Here is a 16,852-nt window from a genome sequence, read left to right on the forward strand (position 1 = left end):
CGCTGCGGCAAGCGATGCCCAAATCAGCCCCAATTGTTGACAGATCGGGTGCCTCCGGGCCGTCCGGGGAGTCCACTGGACCCATGGACGAGACCGCAGGAACCGCCACCGTCGTGCACGAGTCGTACTCCTTCGCCTGCATGCGCTGCGGGCACGGCTGGGAGCAGTCCTACGCGATAGAGCACCACACCGACGCCGAGGGCCGGGAGTTCGTGGTGTACGTGGCCGACGGCCGGATCGTGCCCTCCCCGCTGACCCGGCCCACCTGCCAGAACTGCGACGGCCATGTCGTGCGCATCATGCGGCCCGGGCGGGTGGCGTCGGTGCGCGGCGCCGTCCACCCGCAGCGCCGGGTGCCGCCCGCCGGGCCCGTGGAGGTGCCGCGGGTGCCGGGCGAGGCCCGCGCGCCGCGCCGGGACGGCGGGCGCCGCCACCGGCACCTCTCCGACCTGCTGCACGCCCTCCACCTGCACCGCAGGGCCGGCTGACCGCTCCCGGGGGCCGCCCGGCACGCCCCTTCCGTAGGATCGGGGCATGCCTTCGAACGCCCCGGCCGACAAGCACGCGCCCCCGCCGCTTCCCGACCCCCTCCGGGTGCCGGTCGCCGACTCGCACACCCACCTCGACATGCAGTCGGGCACGGTCGAGGAGGCCCTCGCGAAGGCCGCGTCCGTCGGGGTGCCGACGGTCGTGCAGGTCGGCTGCGACGTGAAGAGCTCGCGCTGGGCCGCCGAGACCGCGGCGGCGTACGACGGCGTCCACGCCACCGTCGCCCTGCACCCGAACGAGGCGCCCCGGGTCGTCCATGGTGATCCCGACGGCTGGTCGAGGCAGGGGGCGCGCGAGCCCGGCGGCGACGCGGCGCTGGACGAGGCGCTCGCCGAGATCGACCGGCTGGCGGCCCTGCCGCAGGTCAAGGGCGTCGGTGAGACGGGACTCGACCACTTCCGCACCGGCGAGGAGGGCAAGGAGGCGCAGGAGCGCTCCTTCCGCGCCCACATCGAGATCGCCAAGCGGCACGGCAAGGCCCTGGTCATCCACGACCGCGACGCCCACGCGGACGTGCTGCGCGTGCTGAAGGAGGAGGGCGCCCCCGAGCGCACCGTCTTCCACTGCTACTCCGGCGACGCCGAGATGGCCGAGATCTGCGCCCGCGCCGGCTACTTCATGTCCTTCGCCGGCAACGTCACCTTCAAGAACGCGCAGAACCTGCGCGACGCGCTCGCCGTGGCCCCGCTGGAGCTGGTGCTGGTGGAGACCGACGCGCCGTTCCTGACGCCGGTGCCCTACCGGGGCCGGCCCAACGCGCCCTACCTGGTGCCGGTCACGGTGCGCGCGATGGCCGCCGTCCGGGGCATCGACGAGGACGCGATGGCGACGGCCCTGGCGGCCAACACGGCGCGGGCGTTCGCCTACTGAACCACGCTGCGTAGCCGCGTCGCTTTGGAGAGTGACGGACGCTGGGCTAGGTTCTGGGGGCCCGATCCGGAAATCCTCTGGACCGCTGGAGCGTGCCGGCGTGAGCAAGTCGCAGTTCGAGACGTATGTGGCGTACGACGGGCCGTACGGCCGGACGTACGGCGAGGCGTACGAGGAGCCCCCTCAGGCGGACCCGTACGAGCAGTACCAGGGCCACGGCTCGTACGAGCCGTACTACCCGTACGACCCGTACCCCGCGCCGTCCTACGAGCCGTACTCCACGCAGTCCGACGAGCCGTACCCCGCGTTCCACGAGCCCTGCCTCGCGCCCCACGAGCCGTACCCCGCGCCCCAGGCCCCCCGCGACGCGCCCGGCGCCTCCCCGTACGACCTCCACTCCGCACCGACGCTGCCCTACGGCGACACCTACCGGCCCGCCTACGAGACGCGGACCGAACCGCTGGTGCCCCGGCAGGCCGCACCGGTCCCCCGGCCCGGCGGGCGCGCCGCGCGCCGGCGCGGGGCCCGGTACTCCGGCCGCGGGGACGGCCGCCTGCGCCGGCTGCTGCCGCGCGCGCTGGTCGTGGCGTTCCTCGCGGGCGGCACCACCGCCTTCGTCGCCGAGGACAAGGCCGTGCGGCTGACCGTCGACGGCGAACCGCGCACCCTGCACACCTTCGCCGACGACGTGGGGGAGCTGCTCGCCGAGGAGGGCGTCCAGCTCGGCGCCCACGACGTGATCGCCCCGGCTCCCGGCGCCGAACTGACCACCGGCGACGAGGTCGCCGTCCGCCACGGCCGGCCGGTGCTGCTCACCCTCGACGGCAGCCGCCGCCAGGTGTGGACGACGGCCGGCACGGTCGAGGAGGCGCTCCGGCAGTTCGGTGTCCGGGCCGAGGGCGCGTACCTGTCCACCTCACCGTCCCGGCGCATCGGCCGCGAGGGCCTCGCCCTGGACGTGCGCACCGAGCGCGTCGTCACCGTCATGGCCGACGGCCGCGCCCGCACCGTCCGCACCAACGCGGCGACCGTCGGCGAGGCGGTCGAGGAGGCCGGGGTGACCCTGCGGGGCGACGACACCACCTCCGTACCCCCGGGCAGCTTCCCGCGCGACGGGCAGACCGTGTCCGTGCTGCGGATCAAGGGCGAGCGCAAGGTCCACGACGAGGTCCTCCCGTTCCCGGTGCGGCGCGTCGAGGACCCCTCCCTGTACCGGGGCACGGAGGCCGTCCACCAGGCCGGGCGGCCGGGGCTGCGGCGGACCACGTACTCCGTCCGCATCGTCAACGGGGTCCGGCAGACGCCGCGCCGGATCGGGACCGAGGTGGTGCGCGAGCCGCGCCCGCAGGTGGTGCACGTCGGCACCAAGCCGCGCCCGGCCTCCGTGCGCGGCGCCGACCACCTGAACTGGCAGGGCCTCGCCGCCTGCGAGTCCGGCGGCCGGCCGGACGCGGTCGACCCGTCGGGGACGTACGGCGGCCTGTACCAGTTCGACGCCCGGACCTGGCGCAGCCTCGGCGGCCAGGGCCGCCCCGAGGACGCGCCGGCGGCGGAGCAGACGTACCGGGCGAAGAAGCTGTACGTGCGCAGCGGCGCCGGCGCGTGGCCGCACTGCGGCGCCCGGCTGCACGGATGACACTCCGCGAGCGGGCCGCGTCCCCCGATCCGCGGCCGGTGCCCGGCGACCGGGAAACGGCCCCGTCCGCCCCCGGCTACCCTTGCGGGGTGAGCAGCCCCACCCCGCACGACGCCCTGCTGGGCCCCGCCGACGTCCGCGAACTGGCGGCGGCCCTCGGCGTCCGTCCCACCAAGCAGCGCGGCCAGAACTTCGTGATCGACGCGAACACCGTCCGCCGGATCGTCCGCACCGCCGAGGTCCGCCCGGACGACGTCGTCGTCGAGGTCGGGCCGGGGCTCGGCTCGCTCACCCTGGCGCTGCTGGAGTCCGCCGACCGGGTCACCGCCGTGGAGATCGACGACGTCCTCGCCGCCGCACTGCCCGCCACCGTCGCCGCCCGCATGCCCGAGCGCGCCGAGCGGTTCTCGCTCGTCCACTCCGACGCCATGCACGTCACCGAGCTGCCGGGCCCGGCCCCCACCGCACTGGTCGCCAACCTGCCCTACAACGTGGCGGTGCCCGTCCTGCTGCACATGCTGGACACCTTCCCGACCATCGAGCGCACCCTCGTGATGGTCCAGTCGGAGGTCGCCGACCGCCTGGCCGCGGGCCCCGGCTCCAAGGTGTACGGCGTGCCGTCCGTGAAGGCCAACTGGTACGCCGAGGTCAGGCGGGCCGGTGCCATCGGGCGCAACGTCTTCTGGCCGGCGCCGAACGTCGACAGCGGACTGGTCTCGCTGGTCCGCCGCACCGAACCGGTCTCGACGACCGCCTCCAGGCAGGAGGTCTTCGCCGCCGTCGACGCCGCCTTCGCCCAGCGCCGCAAGACCCTCCGGGCCGCGCTCGCCGGGTGGGCCGGCTCGGCCGCCGCCGCGGAGGCAGCCCTGGTGGCCGCCGGCGTGTCACCGCAGGCGCGGGGGGAGTCCCTGACCGTCGAGGAGTTCGCGCGCATCGCCGAGCAGCGCCACGCCGCATCCAAGGAGACCGCCACGTGAGCGTCACCGTCCGTGTCCCCGCCAAGGTCAACGTCCAGCTCGCGGTGGGTGCCGCCCGCCCCGACGGCTACCACGACCTGGCCAACGTCTTCCTCGCCGTCGGCCTCTACGACGAGATCACGGTCACCCCGGCCGACGAGCTGCGCGTCACCTGCGCGGGCCCGGACGCCGACCAGGTCCCCCTGGACCGCACCAACCTCGCCGCCCGCGCCGCCCTCGTCCTCGCCGAGCGCTACGCCCGCGAGCCCGCCGTCCACATCCACATCGCCAAGGACATCCCCGTCGCCGGCGGCATGGCGGGCGGCAGCGCCGACGGCGCCGGCGCGCTGGTCGCCTGCGACGCCCTGTGGGGCACCGGCGCCCCGCGCGACGAGCTGCTCGCCATCTGCGCCGAGCTGGGCAGCGACGTGCCGTTCAGCCTGATCGGCGGGGCGGCGCTGGGCACCGGGCGCGGCGAGAAGCTGACGGAGCTTCAGGTGGGCGGCACCTTCCACTGGGTGTTCGCCATGGCCCGGCACGGGCTGTCCACACCGGCGGTCTTCCGCGAGTTCGACCGGCTGGCCGAGGGCCGCGACATCCCCGAGCCGGCCGCCGCACAGCCGGTGCTGGACGCGCTCGCCGACGGCGATCCCGGCGCCCTCGCCGTCGCGGTCTCCAACGACCTCCAGCCCGCCGCGCTCGCCCTCTTCCCGGAGCTGTCCGACACCCTCGCGGCCGGACGCGCGGCGGGCGCGCTGGCCGCCCTGGTCTCGGGCTCCGGCCCGACCACCGCCTTCCTCGCCGAGGACGCCGCGTCGGCGGCCGAGGTGGCGGCGGTGCTGCGGGCCTCGGGCACCTGCCGCGCGGTGCGCACGGCCGAGGGGCCGGTGGCGGGGGCGACGGTGGTCTGAGGGGGCCTACTGCCCGCCGAGCGCCGGCAGGTCGATGCTGATGGCGTAGGGCTTGTCGACCTTGATGACGTCTCGATGCAGACCCGTGTGCACATACGCCTTGGTCATCGGGTCGCGCTCATAGACGTGGACGATGAGCCCACCCTTCGTCCCGGCCCGCTCGACGCGCCAGAAGTTCGGGATGCCGGCGGCGGCGTACTTGTGAGGCTTGGTCGTGCGGTCGCGCGACTCGGACTCCGGAGACACGACCTCGACGGCGAGGAGGACATCCTCGGCCTGGAAGCTGGTCTGGTCGAGTCCGGTGACCGCGTCGGCTCGCACCACGCTGACATCGGGCTCGGGTCCGTTGCGGTCATCGAGGAGCACGGTCATCTCCCGCTCGACACTGAACTCCGGCGGCAGTGTGCTGCGCAGCCCGTTGAACAGCAGGTCGATCACCAGGTAGTGGAAACGGCGCTGCGGACTCACGAAGACCAGGCTCCCGTCGATCAGCTCGGTGTGCGGCGGGAGTTCCGGCAGGGTGAACAGGTCGTCCACGGTGTAGCCGTCCTGCGGGGGCATCGGCCAGCGGGACTGGCGGTGCCTTACGGACTCGGCGGTCATGGTTCCTCCCATGGACGGGATCCTGCTGCCTGTTCCACGGTAGCGGGGCGGTCCGACATGCGTCACTACGAAGAGTGACGACCCCCGTCCGCGTCGCCCCGCCCCCCGGAGGGCCTACGCTTGAAGGCTGATCGATCCCCCAGGCAGGAGAGAAATGGCCGTCAACCTGGTCAATGTCGAGAACGTCAGCAAGGTGTACGGCACCCGTGCCCTGCTCGACGGCGTCTCCCTCGGCGTCTCCGAAGGCGACCGCATCGGCGTCGTCGGCCGCAACGGCGACGGCAAGACCACGCTGATCCGGATGCTCGCCAAGCTGGAGGAGGCCGACACCGGCCGGGTCACCCACTCCGGCGGACTGCGTCTCGGCGTGCTCACCCAGCACGACTCCCTCGACCCCGGGGCCACCGTGCGCCACGAGGTCATCCGGGACCTGGCCGACCACGAGTGGGCGGGCAACGCCAAGATCCGCGACGTACTGACGGGCCTGTTCGGCGGGCTCGACCTGCCCGGGTTCCCGCAGGGCCTGGACACCGTCATCGGACCGCTCTCCGGCGGCGAGCGGCGCCGTATCGCGCTCGCCAAGCTGCTCATCGACGAGCAGGACCTGATCGTCCTGGACGAGCCCACCAACCACCTCGACGTCGAGGGCATCGCCTGGCTCGCCCGGCACCTGCGGGAGCGGCGCTCGGCGCTGGTCTGCGTCACCCACGACCGGTGGTTCCTGGACCAGGTCTGCACCCGCATGTGGGACGTGCAGCGCGGCGTCGTCCACGAGTACGAGGGCGGCTACTCCGACTACGTCTTCGCCCGCGCCGAGCGCGAGCGCATCGCCGCGACCGAGGAGGCCAAGCGGCAGAACCTGGTCCGCAAGGAGCTGGCCTGGCTGCGGCGCGGGGCGCCCGCCCGCACCTCCAAGCCGCGCTTCCGCGTCGAGGCCGCCAACGAGCTGATCAAGGACGTGCCGCCGCCCCGGGACAGCAGCGAGCTGATGAAGTTCGCCTCCTCCCGGCTCGGCAAGACCGTGTTCGACCTGGAGGACGTGTCCGTCCAGGCCGGGCCCAAGGTGCTGCTCAAGCACGTGACCTGGCAGCTCGGCCCCGGCGACCGGATCGGCCTGGTCGGCGTCAACGGCGCCGGCAAGACCTCCCTGCTGCGGGCCCTCGCCGACGCCGCGTGGAGCGAGGGCGAGCGGCAGCCGGCGGGCGGGCACGTCCGCGTCGGCAAGACCGTGAAGCTGGCCTACCTCTCCCAGGAGGTCGCCGAACTGGACCCGGCCTGGCGGGTGCTGGAGGCCGTGCAGCAGGTCCGCGAGCGCGTCGACCTCGGCAAGGGCCGCGAGATGACCGCCGGTCAGCTGTGCGAGACGTTCGGCTTCGGCAAGGAGAAGCAGTGGACGCCGGTCGGCGACCTCTCCGGCGGCGAGCGGCGCCGGCTCCAGCTGCTGAGGCTCCTCATGGACGAGCCCAACGTCCTCTTCCTCGACGAGCCCACCAACGACCTCGACATCGAGACCCTGACGCAGCTGGAGGACCTGCTCGACGGCTGGCCCGGCTCGATGATCGTCATCTCCCACGACCGCTTCTTCGTCGAGCGCACCACCGACCGCGTGTTCGCCCTGCTCGGCGACGGCACCCTGCGGATGCTGCCGCGCGGGATCGACGAGTACCTGGAGCGGCGCCGGAAGATGGAGGAAGCGGCGGCGGCGAACGTCCCGGCCGCCGGGCCCGCCGCTCCGGCACCCGAGAAGAGCGCCGCCGACCAGCGCGCCGCCAAGAAGGAACTCCAGAAGATCGAGCGCCAGCTGGACCGGATCTCCGAGAAGGAGAGCACGCTGCACGCGCGGATCGCCGACAACGCCACCGACTTCGCGAAGGTGGCCGAACTGGACGCCGAACTGCGGGAGCTGACCGGTCAGCGCGAGGAGCTGGAGACGCGGTGGCTGGAACTCGCGGAGGACGCCTGAGCCGTCGTACGCGCGGTGTGCGCCGGGCGCGCGCGGCGTGAAGGGGGAGTGAAGGCGCGTAACGGCGGCATCACGGGCCGGTCCTCCCTTGGGAACAGCGGTGGACGCGGCCCGGTGGGGCGTTGGTGCCGGGTGATAGAAAGGGCCCGCAGAGCACCGCGCCTGTCACCGTCCGGATCCTCTCCGGAACCGACCGTATCTCGGGGCGTGGCTAAAAATCAGTGAGTAAGGGGGAACGCGCTGATGACTCAGCCGCCCAACCAGCCGCCGCAGTCCGGCGGCTTCGGAGCACCACAGGATCCGCCGCCGCAGGGCGGCTTCGGAGCACCGCAGACCCCACCGCCCCCGCAGGGCGCGCCGGGCACACCGCCGCCTCCGCAGGGCCCGCCGTCCGGGGCACCGCAGCCGGGGTACGGGTATCCGCAGCAGCCGGGCCCCTACGGCGCGCCCCAGCAGCCCGGCCCCTACACGTCCGGCCCGTACGGCCAGCCCCAGCAGCCCGGTCCCTACGGCCAGCAGCCCGGCTACGGCTATCCGCAGCCCCAGTTCCCCGGCGCGCCCGGCACCCCGCCGCCCGGCTCCGGCTCGGGCAGCTGGTTCAAGGGCAAGCCCGCCATCGTCATCGGCGCGGCCGTCGCGGCGCTGATCGTCATCGGCGGCACCGTGTGGGCGGTCTCCGGCGGTGACGACGAGAAGGACGGCAAGCCCGTCGCCCAGCAGAGCGACGACGCGAAGCCGTCCGGCTCCGGTGAGGCCCCGGTCAACCCCGGCGACGGCGACGGCGCCGGCGGTGAGGACCCGGACAACCTCAACGAGGGCCGGCAGGCCGGCGAGGCCAAGGTGCTCTGGTACAAGGAGGCGCCCGACGCGCCCGGTTCGGGTGCCGACGCCGCCGGCATGTGGATCACCGACAAGACGGCGGTGAAGGCGGCGTACAAGCAGCTGTTCGCCTTCGACGTCGCCGACGGCAAGCCCACCTGGGAGCCCATCGCCTTCCCGCAGAAGATCTGCGCGGTCACTCCCGAGAAGACGGCCGACGACAAGATCGTCGTCGCGTACATGAGCGGCTCCAGCGACCGCGCCGAGTGCAACCAGCTCCAGGAGATCGACCTCGCCACCGGCAAGCAGGGCTGGAAGCAGGAGGTCGCGGACGGCGAGCTGTTCGACTCCACCCTCTCCATCGAGATGACGGTCGTCGACGACGTCCTGATGGTGGGCCGCTCCCAGTCCGGCACGGCGTACGACGTCACCAGCGGCAAGAAGCTCTACGACAAGAAGCGGTACGGCGACGCCTGCTTCCCCGCCGGGTTCGCCGGCGGCGACGGCAAGCTGATCCAGGTCGCCTCCTGCGGCGCCGGCGGCGACAACGCGCACGACGAGATGCAGGGGCTGGACCCGAAGACCGGCAAGGTCCAGTGGACGTACAAGTACGAGAAGGGCTGGCGGATCGGCCGGGCCTACTCCGTCGACCCGCTGGTCGTGTACGCCACCAACGAGGACAAGGACGTCTGGAACATCTCCACGTTCTCCGGCGGCAAGGTCACCGCGCAGGTCGGTGTCGACGAGGACTTCGCCCCCGAGTGCGGCTGGGCCATCCTCGACCGCGACCTCCAGGGCTGCCAGGGCGTCGCCGTCGACGACAACACGCTCTACCTGCCCACCAAGGCGACCACCGGCGCCAACGAGATCGTCGCGATCGGCCTCTCCGACGGCAAGGAGAAGTGGCGCGTGAAGTCGCCGGTGGAGGAGTCGATGGTGCCGATGCAGGTGGAGAACGGCAAGCTCATCGCCTACGTGCGGCCCTCCTACGACTCCGGCGGCCAGGTCGTGTCCATCGCGACCGGCGGCGGCAGCCACGAGCCGGTGAAGCTGCTGCAGAACCCGCAGGGCGCCGCGAAGATCGAGAACAGCTTCTTCTCCTCGGACATCGCGTGGGTCGACGGGCGGTTCTACATCGCGCAGACCCGGCTGACCGGCAACGACGACGCGAAGGAGAAGTTGATGCTGGCCTACGGCAAGTGAGGCACGCACCCCTCCCGTCCGTCCGCTCCTTCTCCGAGCCCCGCTCCGAGCAACGCTCCCAGCAGCACTCCGAGTCCCGCTCGGAGTCCCGCTCCGAGCAGCGCTCCGAGTCCCGCTCCGAGCTCGTCCCCGAGGTACTCACGCCATGACCCAGCAGCCGCCCCCGCCGCCCAACCAGCCGCCGCAGGGAGGAGGTTTCGGACCGCCCCAGGACCAGCCGCCGCAACAGCCGGCGTCGCCGGAGAGCGGCCCGGACCTCTCCAAGTCCCCCGAACCGGGATACGGCTACCCGCAGACCCCGCCGGCTCAGCAGCCGCCGCAGGCCCCGCAGCCGCCGCAGGGCGCGCAGCCCCCGTCGGCTCCGCAGGGTGCGCCGGCGACTCCCCCGGGGCCGCCCGCCCCGCCGGCCGGGGCCCCGCAGCCCGGGTACGGCTACCCGCAGACGCCGCCGGCTCCGCAGCCGGGGTACGGCTACCCGGGGCAGCCGCAACCGGGTGGCTACGGCACCCCGCAGCCGGGCGCGTACGGCACGCCGCAGCCCGGTGCGGGCGGGTACCCCACGCCGCCGGCCCCGTACGGCCAGCAGCCGCCCGGGCCCGGGTACGGCTATCCGCAGGCCACGGTGCCGATGCCGCCGCAGCCCGGGCCGGGCGGCGGCGGGCGGAAGATCAACGCGCAGGTCGCCATCATCGTGTCGGCCGTCGTCGCGATCGCCCTGATCATCGGCGGTGGCGTCTGGTACGCCAGTTCCACCGGCGGCAAGGACGACGACAAGAACAACAGCGCGAACTCGGGCGAGGGCGAGGGCGAGGAGAAGAACGGCGAGGGCGGCGGCAACGCCCCCGGCGGCAAGGAGAAGGCGCCGTCCGACCCCTCCGCCAAGGTGCTCTTCCAGGTCCCGGCACCCGAGGTGAGCAAGGACCTCAGGAGCGTCATCGTCTCCGGCTCGTGGCTCACCGACAAGGTGTACGCCAAGAGCGGCGTCGCCGAGATCGTCGGCTACGACGCGGCGAAGGGCAGCCAGGTGTGGAAGCTGCCGCTGGACGGACCGGTGTGCACGGCGACCGATCACATCACCGACGACAACAAGACGGTCGTCGTCTACCAGCCGGACATGCCGACCAAGGCCAAGACCCACCACGGGTGCAGCCAGGTCGCCGTCATCGACCTCGACACCGGCAAGAAGGTGTGGACGAAGACCGGCAAGAGCGGTGACCAGCCGATCAACTTCGACAACGTCACGATCAGCGGCAAGACGGTGGCGGCCGGCAGCACCAGTGGCGGCGTCGCCTGGGACATCGACTCCGGCGACCAGCTGTGGAGCCCGAAGCCGACCGACACCTGCTACGACTCCGGCTACGGCGGTGGCGCGAAGCTGGTCGCGGTCCGCAAGTGCGGGTCCTACGACGCGCGTGAGCTGCACATCCAGACCATCGACCCGAAGTCCGGGAAGGTGATCTCGGAGTACAGGATGGCCAAGGGCATCGAGTACGCCGGCATCGTGTCGACCGACCCGCTGGTGGTCTCCGCCGACGTCGGCGACTCCGCCGGGGACGGCAGCGGCATCTCGGACTTCTTCTCCATCGACAACAAGACCGGCAAGCTGCGCGCGCGCATCTCCGCGCCGGGCGAGGAGTTCGCCGCCCGCTGCGACAACATCTCCAAGGTCGAGCAGTGCACGGGGCTCGCGGTCGGCAACGACCGGCTGTACATCCCGACCGAGGAGCACGAGGGCAGCGGCGAGGGCTACAGCCGGACCAACGAGGTCGTCGCCTTCGACCTGGCCACCGGTAAGCAGACCGGGCAGCGGGCCGATGCGGGCGAGGGCTACACGATCATTCCGTTGCGGATGGACGGCGGCAACGTGCTGGCGTACAAGCGCCCGCCCTACGACAAGGGCGGGCAGATCGTGAGCATCGACGGCGGTTCGTTCAAGCAGACGACGCTGCTGGAGAACCCGGCCACGGAGCAGGTGCGCGACGTGGAGACCAGCATGTCGCCGGAGTACTCGGAGCTGCTGTACACCAACGGGCGGCTGTACATGTCGCAGGTGTACGCCAGCGAGCCGTCCAGCACGGGTGACAAGGAGTACCTGGCGGTGGCGTTCGGTACGAGCGGGTGACCGGGAACGGCACGTGAGTGCGGTTCCGTGAGTGTGGCCACGGCCCCGTCCCTGAGCAGGGACGGGGCCGTGGCGCGTTCGGCGGGGAACTTCGGCGATCCGGGGCAGTTCTTACCGGTAGGGGAAGCGCGAGGTCGAACAAGCGTGTAGCTTCCGGGCATTGCGGATCAGGGATCGGGGACTGGGGGGTTGCTCGATGGGAGTGCGGCTGATGGTGGTCGACGACCACCGATTGCTCGCCGAGGCGCTGGCCTCGGCGCTGAAGCTGCGGGGGCACCGGGTGCTGGCAGCGGCGGCGCCGGCCGCGGGGGCGGCGGACCTGGTGATCAGCCGGGCGCCGGAGGTGTGCCTGCTGGGGACGGCCGCGCCGGCCGAGCCGGGGATCTTCGATCCCGTCGTGAAGATCAAGCGGGAGCGTCCGCAGGTGGCGGTGCTGGTGCTGGGGCCGGTGCCGAGTCCGCGCGGCATCGCGGCGGCGTTCGCGGCCGGGGCGTCGGGGTACGTGCGGCACGACGAGCGCATCGAGGGCGTCGAGCGGGCGATCATGAAGGCGCGGGCGGGGGAGGCGGCGGTGGCGCCGGGGCTGTTGCAGGGGGCGTTCGGGGAGCTGCTGAACCCGGCCGCGCAGCCGGACGACGAGGGGCAGCGGCTGTTGCAGATGCTGACGCCGCGGGAGGTCGAGGTGCTGGTCCGGGTCGCCGACGGCGAGGACACGCGGCTGATCGCGGCGGGCATGGGCATCGCACCGTCGACGGCGCGCACGCACGTCCAGCGGGTCCTGATGAAACTGGGCGTCGGCTCCCGCCTGGAGGCAGCGGCCCTGGCCGCCCGAACAGGCCTCCTGGAACGCGCGGGCCCGGCCCGCCGCGAGCCCACCGACTGAGGCACGGGGTCGTGGGCGGCCCCCGCGCCGGGCCGGCGACGCCCCGGCGCCGGTGGTGCCGGTGGTGCCGGGGCGTCGGGGAGGTGCAGGGCTGTTCGGAGCCTTGCTACTCCTGCCGTTCCTCCGGGACCGGGGCCGGGGGCGGTGGGGCCGTGGGCCTCAGTTTGAGCCAGAGGAGGAACAGGAGGCCCAGGATCAGCATCCCCAGGCCGGTCCACAGGTTGATGTTCACGCCCTCCGCCTTGTCGATGTCGGCGTCGGACGCCGTGAAGCCGGCGATCGTGACGATCACGCCGTAGATCACGAACAGGCCGCCGATGATCCGGCGGATGTCGAACAGCTTCGCGGCCGTCGCGGACTTGGTCTCCAGCTCGGAGACCTCCCGCTGGACGTCCTTCTCGGAGTAGAACTCAGACATGCTTCCTCTATTCTCCCGCGATCAGAACGAGAACGGGATGTAGCAGGCGGCGGCCAGGATCACCGCACCCCAGCCGAGCAGCGCCGGCTTGCGGTACCACGCGTCGTCGCCCACGGCCGGCGGCTCCGCCATGCCGGGCGAGCGCGTGCCGTAGACCAGGCCCTGAAGCTCCGACTCCGGCTTCGGCCTGGTGAACAGGGTCACGCCGACCATGACGACCGCACCGGCGACGAACCCGGCGATCGCGGAGACGAAGTTGGCCCCCTGGTCGGAGGGGATGTCGATGATGCCCTGCTCGTAGATGACGAAGTAGTTGACCATCGCCGCGGTCGTGCCCGCCAGCAGGCCCCAGAAGCCGGACTTCATCGACGCCCGCTTCCAGAACATGCCGATGATGAAGACCACGAACATCGGCACGTTGAAGAAGGAGAACAGGGTCTGGAGGTAGGCCATGATGTTGGAGAAGGACGACGCCAGGAACGCCGTGCCGATCGACGCCAGGACGCCGAGCGCGGTGATCAGCCGGCCGAACCTCACGTAGTACTCGTCCTGGCGGCCCCGCGCCACGTAGCGGCCCCAGATGTCGTTGGTGAAGACCGTGTTGAAGGCGGAGATGTTCGCCGCCATGCCCGCCATGAAGGCCGCGAGCAGACCCGTCACCGCGATGCCCAGCACACCGTTGGGCAGCAGTTGCTGCATCAGGTAGGGGATCGCGTCGTTGTACTGGTAGCCGGACCCCGGCGTGCCGAACTGCGGGATCAGCGCCGCGGCGACCAGGCCCGGGATCATCACCAGGAACACGATGAAGATCTTCGGGAACGCGGCGATCAGCGGCGTGCGCTGGGCCGCCGAGAGGTTCTTCGCGGACAGGGCGCGCTGCACCTCGGCGAAGTTCGTCGTCCAGTAGCCGAAGGAGAGGACGAAGCCGAGTCCGAGGACGATGGTCAGCCAGTTGGCGCCCAGCGGGTTGTCGCTGCCGATGCCGGTGCCGCCCCAGGCGGTCATGAAGTTGTCGCCGCGCTGCGCGGTCAGGGTGTCGGACAGGCCGTCCCAGCCACCGACCGACCGCAGGCCGAGGACCGTGATCGGGATCAGGGCGGCCATGATCACGAAGAACTGGAGGACCTCGTTGTAGATCGCCGAGGACAGACCGCCGAGGGTGATGTAGGCCAGGACGAAGAAGCCGGCGACCACGATGGCCACCCACTGCGGCCAGCCGAGCAGCGCCTCGACGACGATCGCGAGGGCGTAGAGGTTCACTCCGGCGATGAGGATCGAGGCCAGGGCGAACAGGATCGAACTCAGCAGGTGTGCGGCCTTGTCGAAGCGCAGGAGCAGGAACTCCGGCACCGAGCGGACCCTGCTGCCGTAGTAGAACGGCATCATCACCAGGCCGAGGAAGACCATCGCCGGGATGGCGCCGATCCAGTACCAGTGCGTGGTGTAGACGCCGTACTGGGCGCTGTTGGCGGCCATGCCGAGGATCTCGGTGGCGCCCAGGTTGGCGGCGATGAACGCCAGGCCGGTCACCCAGGCGGGCAGGGAGCGTCCGGAGAGGAAGAAGTCCAGGCTGGTCTTGACCGAGCGGCGGGCGGCGAAGCCGATCCCGAGGACGGCGACGAAGTAGATCCCGAGGATCACATAGTCGATCCAGTTGGTCGGGAGCCGTAGCTCCGCAGCCAGGTTTGTGGGGGTTTCCATAAGCACTCGCTTCGTTGCGCGAACTGATCCGGAGCGGAACCTACGCCTCCGTGTTCAGTAATTGAACACGTCTGGTGGTGTTCTTTGTTTGATCGTGATGATCGGCGTGCTGGTGGGTTGTGATGTGTTATGTTTGATTGTGTTGGGTGATTGGGTGCGGGTGCAGGCAGAGGCGCAGAGGAGTCCGGCAGTGAAGAAGACCTCGACCCGACTGGCCGACGGTCGCGAGCTGATCTACTACGACCTGCGGGACGACACGGTGCGCGACGCGGTGGACCGCCGGCCGCTGGAGCGGACGGTCACCACGTCCGAGATCCGCCCGGACCCGCTGCTCGGCGACGCGGTCGCCGTCGCCTCGCACCGCCAGGGCCGCACCTACCACCCGCCCGCCGACGAGTGTCCGCTGTGCCCGTCCGAGGGCGACCGGCTGAGCGAGGTCCCCGACTCCTCGTACGACGTCGTGGTCTTCGAGAACCGTTTCCCCTCGCTGGCCGGCGACTCCGGCCGCTGCGAGGTCGTCTGCTTCACCCCCGACCACGACGCCTCCTTCGCCGACCTGAGCCGGGAGCAGGCCCGGCTCGTCCTCGACGCCTGGACGGACCGCACGTCGGAGCTGTCGCATCTGGCCTCCGTTGAACAGGTGTTCTGCTTCGAGAACCGCGGCGCCGAGATCGGTGTGACACTGGGTCACCCGCACGGGCAGATCTACGCCTACCCGTTCACCACGCCGCGCACCGCCCGGATGCTCCGTTCACTCGCCGCCCACAAGGAGGCCACCGGCGGGGAGAACCTGTTCGACGCGGTCCTCCAGGAGGAACTGGCCGGTGAGCGTGTCGTCCTGGAGGGTGAACACTGGGCGGCCTTCGTGCCGTACGCCGCCCACTGGCCGTACGAGGTGCACCTGTACCCCAAGCGGCGGGTGCCGGACCTGCTCGGGCTCGACGAGGCGGCGCGCACAGAGTTCCCCCAGGTCTATCTGGAACTCTTGCAGCGCTTCGACCGGATCTTCGGCACCGACGAGCCCCCGACGCCCTACATCGCGGCCTGGCACCAGGCCCCGTTCGGGCAGCTGGAGGAGTTCGACGGGGTGGAGCGCGACGACTTCGCGCTCCACCTCGAGCTTTTCACGATCCGCCGCACGTCCGGCAAGCTGAAGTTCCTCGCGGGCTCCGAGTCCGGCATGAACGTGTTCATCAACGACGTGCCGCCGGAGCGCGCGGCCGAGCGACTGCGAGAGGTAGCGAGTTGATGAGCGGGAAGTATCTGGTGACGGGCGGCGCGGGCTACGTCGGCAGCGTCGTCGCGGCGCATCTGCTCGAGGCCGGCCACGAGGTCACGGTCCTCGACAACCTCTCGACGGGCTTCCGGGAGGGCGTCCCGGCCGGCGCCGCCTTCATCGAGGGCGACATCCGCGACGCCGCCAAGTGGCTGGACTCCGGCTACGACGCCGTGCTGCACTTCGCCGCCTTCTCCCAGGTCGGCGAGTCGGTCGTGAAGCCCGAGAAGTACTGGGACAACAACGTCGGCGGCACCATGGCCCTGCTGGAGGCGATGCGCACCGCCGGCGTCCGCAGGCTGGTCTTCTCCTCCACGGCGGCGACCTACGGCGAACCGGACCAGGTCCCCATCCCGGAGTCGGCCCCGACCCGGCCGACCAACCCCTACGGCGCCTCCAAGCTCGCCGTCGACCACATGATCACCGGCGAGGCCGCCGCCCACGGACTCGGCGCGGTGTCGCTGAGGTACTTCAACGTCGCGGGCGCGTACGGCGACTGCGGCGAGCGCCACGACCCGGAGTCCCATCTGATCCCGCTGGTCCTCCAGGTGGCGCAGGGCCGCCGGGACGCCATCTCGGTCTACGGCGACGACTACCCGACGCCGGACGGCACCTGCGTGCGCGACTACATCCACGTCGCCGACCTGGCCGAGGCCCATCTGCTGGCGCTGGACGCGGCCACCCCCGGCGAGCACCTGATCTGCAACCTCGGCAACGGCAACGGCTTCTCCGTCCGCGAGGTCGTCGAGACCGTCCGCCGGGTGACGGGCCATCCGATCCCCGAGGTGGTGGCCCCGCGCCGGGGCGGCGACCCGGCGGTGCTGGTGGCCTCGGCCGGCACGGCCCGCGAGAAGCTGGGCTGGCGTCCCTCCCGCGCGGACCTCGCCGGGATCGTCGCGGACGCGTGGGAGTTCGCGCAGCGGCGCGCGAAGTAGACGTACG

At 71.8% G+C, this 16,852-nt stretch carries 15 protein-coding genes; 12 read left to right on the forward strand and 3 right to left on the reverse strand.

Annotated features, from left to right (window positions below; translation table 11 throughout):
* Positions 1 to 83: 83 nt before the first annotated feature.
* The 5 genes from ACZ45Q_RS25240 to ACZ45Q_RS25260 all read left to right on the forward strand — a co-directional run bounded on the left by ACZ45Q_RS25240 (position 84) and on the right by ACZ45Q_RS25260 (position 4,922).
* On the forward strand, positions 84 to 488 hold the full coding sequence (locus ACZ45Q_RS25240; RefSeq protein WP_468265287.1) for a hypothetical protein: 405 nt from the start codon (positions 84 to 86) through the stop codon (positions 486 to 488).
* Positions 489 to 534: 46 nt separating this feature from the next.
* Positions 535 to 1,419, forward strand: coding sequence for a TatD family hydrolase (locus tag ACZ45Q_RS25245; protein WP_468265289.1), 885 nt, complete (start codon positions 535 to 537; stop codon positions 1,417 to 1,419).
* A gap of 100 nt (positions 1,420 to 1,519) precedes the next feature.
* On the forward strand, positions 1,520 to 3,055 hold the full coding sequence (locus ACZ45Q_RS25250; RefSeq protein WP_468265291.1) for a ubiquitin-like domain-containing protein: 1,536 nt from the start codon (positions 1,520 to 1,522) through the stop codon (positions 3,053 to 3,055).
* 89 nt (positions 3,056 to 3,144) lie between these two features.
* On the forward strand, positions 3,145 to 4,032 hold the full coding sequence (gene rsmA / locus ACZ45Q_RS25255; protein ID WP_468265293.1) for a 16S rRNA (adenine(1518)-N(6)/adenine(1519)-N(6))-dimethyltransferase RsmA: 888 nt from the start codon (positions 3,145 to 3,147) through the stop codon (positions 4,030 to 4,032).
* Positions 4,029 to 4,922 (forward strand): 4-(cytidine 5'-diphospho)-2-C-methyl-D-erythritol kinase, encoded by an 894-nt coding sequence (locus ACZ45Q_RS25260; RefSeq protein ID WP_468265295.1) that lies wholly within the window; start codon positions 4,029 to 4,031, stop codon positions 4,920 to 4,922. The genes rsmA and ACZ45Q_RS25260 overlap by 4 nt, the downstream gene beginning before the upstream one ends.
* 6 nt (positions 4,923 to 4,928) lie before the next feature.
* Here the strand turns inward: ACZ45Q_RS25260 and ACZ45Q_RS25265 are convergent, their stop codons facing one another.
* A complete protein-coding gene (locus ACZ45Q_RS25265) occupies positions 4,929 to 5,525 on the reverse strand; it encodes a Uma2 family endonuclease (RefSeq protein WP_468265522.1) in 597 nt (198 codons plus the stop codon).
* 154 nt (positions 5,526 to 5,679) lie between these two features.
* On the opposite strand from ACZ45Q_RS25265, the gene ACZ45Q_RS25270 reads away from it, so the two are divergent.
* The 5 genes from ACZ45Q_RS25270 (at position 5,680) to ACZ45Q_RS25290 (ending at position 12,515) form a co-directional block, all read left to right on the forward strand.
* A complete protein-coding gene (locus ACZ45Q_RS25270; protein ID WP_468265297.1) occupies positions 5,680 to 7,488 on the forward strand; it encodes an ABC-F family ATP-binding cassette domain-containing protein in 1,809 nt (602 codons plus the stop codon).
* Between the two features lie 243 nt (positions 7,489 to 7,731).
* On the forward strand, positions 7,732 to 9,510 hold the full coding sequence (locus tag ACZ45Q_RS25275; protein ID WP_468265299.1) for an outer membrane protein assembly factor BamB family protein: 1,779 nt from the start codon (positions 7,732 to 7,734) through the stop codon (positions 9,508 to 9,510).
* Positions 9,507 to 9,659: a hypothetical protein gene (locus ACZ45Q_RS25280; protein WP_468265301.1), complete on the forward strand. Its 153-nt coding sequence runs from the start codon at positions 9,507 to 9,509 to the stop codon at positions 9,657 to 9,659. The genes ACZ45Q_RS25275 and ACZ45Q_RS25280 overlap by 4 nt, the downstream gene beginning before the upstream one ends.
* Positions 9,656 to 11,632 carry an outer membrane protein assembly factor BamB family protein gene (locus ACZ45Q_RS25285; RefSeq protein ID WP_468265303.1) on the forward strand — a complete coding sequence of 659 codons (1,977 nt, stop codon included), beginning with the start codon at positions 9,656 to 9,658 and terminating at the stop codon, positions 11,630 to 11,632. Before ACZ45Q_RS25280 ends, ACZ45Q_RS25285 begins: the two co-directional genes overlap by 4 nt.
* 196 nt (positions 11,633 to 11,828) lie before the next feature.
* The gene (locus ACZ45Q_RS25290; protein ID WP_468265305.1) at positions 11,829 to 12,515 is read left to right on the forward strand and encodes a helix-turn-helix transcriptional regulator; all 687 of its coding nucleotides are present in this window, start codon (positions 11,829 to 11,831) and stop codon (positions 12,513 to 12,515) included.
* Between the two features lie 106 nt (positions 12,516 to 12,621).
* Here ACZ45Q_RS25290 and ACZ45Q_RS25295 read toward each other — a convergent pair whose 3' ends face one another.
* Together ACZ45Q_RS25295 and ACZ45Q_RS25300 are read right to left on the reverse strand one after the other, a co-directional pair.
* On the reverse strand, positions 12,622 to 12,933 hold the full coding sequence (locus ACZ45Q_RS25295; protein ID WP_468265307.1) for a hypothetical protein: 312 nt from the start codon (positions 12,931 to 12,933) through the stop codon (positions 12,622 to 12,624).
* A gap of 21 nt (positions 12,934 to 12,954) precedes the next feature.
* Complete coding sequence (locus ACZ45Q_RS25300) at positions 12,955 to 14,634, reverse strand: sodium:solute symporter family protein (RefSeq protein ID WP_468265309.1); 1,680 nt, start codon at positions 14,632 to 14,634, stop codon at positions 12,955 to 12,957.
* 190 nt (positions 14,635 to 14,824) lie between these two features.
* Here ACZ45Q_RS25300 and galT point away from each other — a divergent pair, with 190 nt between their 5' ends.
* Positions 14,825 to 15,883 (forward strand): galactose-1-phosphate uridylyltransferase, encoded by a 1,059-nt coding sequence (galT, locus tag ACZ45Q_RS25305; RefSeq protein ID WP_468265311.1) that lies wholly within the window; start codon positions 14,825 to 14,827, stop codon positions 15,881 to 15,883.
* A complete protein-coding gene (galE, locus tag ACZ45Q_RS25310) occupies positions 15,883 to 16,845 on the forward strand; it encodes a UDP-glucose 4-epimerase GalE (protein ID WP_468265313.1) in 963 nt (320 codons plus the stop codon). The genes galT and galE overlap by 1 nt, the downstream gene beginning before the upstream one ends.
* Positions 16,846 to 16,852: the final 7 nt, after the last annotated feature.

The sequence above is a fragment of the Streptomyces sp. NPDC031049 genome (genome assembly GCF_055571015.1).